This is a genomic window from Dehalococcoidia bacterium (assembly GCA_035574915.1).
GTDB lineage: Bacteria > Chloroflexota > Dehalococcoidia > DSTF01 > WHTK01 > DATLYJ01.
Genome location: DATLYJ010000029.1, coordinates 1 through 3179 on the forward strand (window position 1 = coordinate 1; position 3179 = coordinate 3179).

Genomic DNA, 3179 nt, shown 5'->3' on the forward strand with positions numbered 1-3179 from the left:
GAACGCTACGCGCTCAGCCGGCGGCAGGCGTTGAAGCACCGCGAGCATCGCCAGGCCGACCGAGTCCGCCAGTACGGCCTCACGCTCTGGATCGAAGGTGGCGTCCGGTATCGACTCTCCTGCCACCGCCAGCCGCTCTTCCCGGCGCGACCGCCTGGAGCGCAGCATAGCGAGGCACACGCGCGCGACGACCGTGGTCAGCCAGCCACTGAGGTTCTCGATCGCTCCCGGGTCGGACCGGCTCAGGCGCAGCCAGGCCTCCTGCACCGCATCCTCCGACTCAGAACTGGAGCCGAGCAGACGGTACGCCACCGCCCGCAATCGCGACCTGTCGGCCTCGAAGCGCTCCGCCAGCCACTCGCGGTCCGTCGTCACATTCTCCGTCCCCGTTTCGTCATGAAGTTGACGAGCCGGGCAGGCCAAGTGTGACACAAGGAGACCAGGGGTGAAGATAAAGCTGACCAGCATCTATGTGGACGACCAGGAGAAGGCTTTGCGCTTCTACACGGAGGTCATGGGCTTCGTGAAGAAGGCCGACGTTCGCGAGGGCGGATATCGGTGGCTAACGGTGGTCTCACCTGAAGAGCCCAATGGCGCCGAACTGCAGCTTGCCCTCAACGACAATCCGGCGGCGAAGGCCTACCAGGAGGCACTCTTCCGGCAGGGCCAGCGCGCCGCGGTCTTCTACACTGACGATTTGCAGCGGGATTACGACCGCCTCGCAGGGCTTGGCGTGAGGTTCACCATGCCGCTCACGAAGGAGGCCTGGGGTTCCGCGGCTACACTCGAAGACGGCTGCGGCAACCTTGTCCAGATAACCCAGCTAAGCTGGCAGGGTTAGGGCCGTGCAGTAGAGCGAGGAAGACATGACGACGAGGCAGGCGTCCGCCCAATCGGTTGCCCGGACAAGTAAGCGGTCCAGGGGACTAACGGAAGAGGAACGGGCCGCCCTGAGAGAGACCCTCCAGGAGCGGAAAGGCAAAGGGGATGGCGAAGCCGCCCTCCTGGCGAAGATCGCCGAGTTGCCAGAGCCGGACCGCACGATGGCGGAGCGCATCCACGCGATCGTCAAGGCGAGCGCGCCGTCGCTCACGCCCAAGACCTGGTACGGGATGCCGGCCTGGGCGAGCGACGGCAAGGTTGTCTGCTTCTTCACGCCCGCTTCGAAGTTCAAGGAGAGGTACGCGACCTTCGGCTTCAACGCCACAGCCAACCTCGACGAGGGGAATATGTGGCCAACCTCCTTCGCGCTGAAGCAGCTGACCGCGGCCGAGGAAGCGAGAATCGCCGCGCTCGTGAAAAAGGCGGTGAGCCGAGGGTGATCCCCGGCAGCCCGGGCCGGGCCGGAATGCGCGGCTGCCCAGCCCCGGGGCTCCCCGGAACAGGACCTCATGAGGCCTGCGACTTGCCCGTCTCCCTGCTGCCGTGGTGGCCGTAGTGGCAGGAGCAGTGGGACTGCCAGCCCTCCGATGGCTGTGGGCCGCGCCTCCATCTTCGGCTCCGTCTCGGCATTGGCCGGCAGTGTGGTCCCAAGTGATGACGGATCCAGGCATGCGCGTCTCCGCTCGCTCCAGAGCTGCCGGATGGGACCCGCAGCGAGCGTTCCTGCGGTTCACGGGCTTGCCGGCGATGCGACGCCGGCTGACGCCCCCGTGCGGCGGGCGTCGGGCGAGCGGCTAGCGGATGACACCATCGGCGCGCAGGGCCTCGAGCTCCTCGCGGCTGTAGCCGACCGCCGATAGCACCTCGTCCGTGTGCCGGCCGAGAACGGGCGATGCGGCGCCCACCTCAGTCGGCGTCTCACTGAAGGCGATCGGCGGGCCAACCATCTTCACTCTGCCGAAGGTCTCATGCTCCACCTCGACGATGAGGCCGTTGGCCTGCACCTGCTCGTCGTCCCAGAGTTCTTCCGGGAAGAGCACGGGCCCGGCCGGCACGCCGCAGGCGTCGAGGTAGGACATCCACTCGGCGACCGTGTGGTCGCGGAACTTCGCCTCGCAGACCTCGACCAGGTGGCGGCCGATCTCGCGGCCCTTCTCGGTCGTCGGCGCCAGCTCGGGGTCGCCGCTGTAGCGGGGGTCTTCGATGCCGAGCGCCTTCTGAAACTTCACCCGTAGGGCCGCGCTCAGGTTCCCGACGGCGATGTAGCCGTCCTTGCAGGCGTAGGTGCGGTAGTAGATGTTGCCCGGTGAGTCCGCCACCGGCTGGCCGCCGCGCGCCCTAACCTCCAGCACCTTCTCCTTGAGGTCGGCGTAGCTGGTGGCCTCTTCGCGCGCCCGCCTGACCCCTTCCTTCATCGCCTCGACCTTGTCGTGGTCCAGAGCCTCGATGGAGAAAAAGCGCCCGGGCTGCAGGACCATGGCGGTAGCAAGCAGGGACGTATCGATGAGCTGGCCGCGGCCGCGCTTCTCGCGGTCGTAGAGGCCGGTCGTCACGGCCCAGCACACCACGAGCGCGGAGGTGAAGTCGGCAATGGCGGTCGCCATGGTGGTCGGGTAGCCGCCGCGCTCGCTGCCCCAGCTCGTCATGATGCCGCTGTACGCCTGGCTGATGATGTCGTAACCGGGGCGATGGGCATGCGGGCCCTTGCGCCCGAAGGCCGTATTCCAAACGTAGACGATGCCGGGATTGATCTTCGATACGGTCTCGTAGTCGATGCCCAGCCTCGCTGGCGTGTCTGGCCTGTAGTTGAGGACCATGACGTCCGCAGTCGGCACCAGGCGGTGGAACGCTTCCTGGCCGCGAGGGTCGCGCAGGTTGATGGCGATGCCTTTCTTGCCGCGGTTGAGCTGCATGAAGCTGCGGCTTTCCAGGGGCTGGAACTGGTTCTGCAGGCGCCAGGGCTCGCCCGCGACCGGCTCGACCTTGATGACCTCGGCGCCGAGGTCGCTGAGCATCGCCGAGCCGTAGGGGGCGGCGATTATCTCGGTGCAGTCGAGGATGCGGACTCCAGCCAGCGGTCCGGGCATGGGCATTCCTCCTGTCGGCTGAAGGCGATGCCCGATCATTGACGCAAAGGTTAGGGTTGTCAATCGGCTCGTGTGCGGGGACCAGGACATCCTATACACCCGGGAGGGGCGGGGAATGGCTACCAGATTTACGTTGCTTCTGTCCTCAAGCTCTCGGGTTGGGGGGCCGAAGGCCCTAGTCTTAAGGAGTTGGCGGGGTGGCGTCCCTAT

General features: G+C 66.6%; 4 protein-coding genes. 2 read left to right on the forward strand and 2 right to left on the reverse strand.

The features are described 5' to 3' along the window. On the reverse strand, positions 1-375 hold a 375-nt coding region (locus VNN10_02485), incomplete at its 3' end, for a sigma factor (GenBank protein HXH20868.1). Positions 376-445: 70 nt separating this feature from the next. Here VNN10_02485 and VNN10_02490 point away from each other — a divergent pair. Both VNN10_02490 and VNN10_02495 read left to right on the forward strand, forming a co-directional pair. Then, positions 446-841, forward strand: coding sequence for a VOC family protein (locus tag VNN10_02490; GenBank protein ID HXH20869.1), 396 nt, complete (start codon positions 446-448; stop codon positions 839-841). 25 nt (positions 842-866) lie between these two features. Then, a complete protein-coding gene (locus VNN10_02495) occupies positions 867-1322 on the forward strand; it encodes a DUF1801 domain-containing protein (GenBank protein HXH20870.1) in 456 nt (151 codons plus the stop codon). A 354-nt stretch (positions 1323-1676) separates the two neighbouring features. Here the strand turns inward: VNN10_02495 and VNN10_02500 are convergent, their stop codons facing one another. Continuing rightward, positions 1677-2969, reverse strand: a complete 1293-nt coding sequence (locus VNN10_02500) for a CoA transferase (protein ID HXH20871.1) — start codon at positions 2967-2969, stop codon at positions 1677-1679. Positions 2970-3179 lie beyond the last annotated feature (210 nt).

Bases quoted from the DNA above. Each gene is read 5' to 3' on its own strand.
- VNN10_02500 (HXH20871.1), bottom strand. From the start codon at position 2,969: ATGCCCGGACCGCTGGCTGGAGTCCGCATCCTCGACTGCACCGAGATA.
- VNN10_02495 (HXH20870.1), top strand. From the start codon at position 867: ATGACGACGAGGCAGGCGTCCGCCCAATCGGTTGCCCGGACAAGTAAG.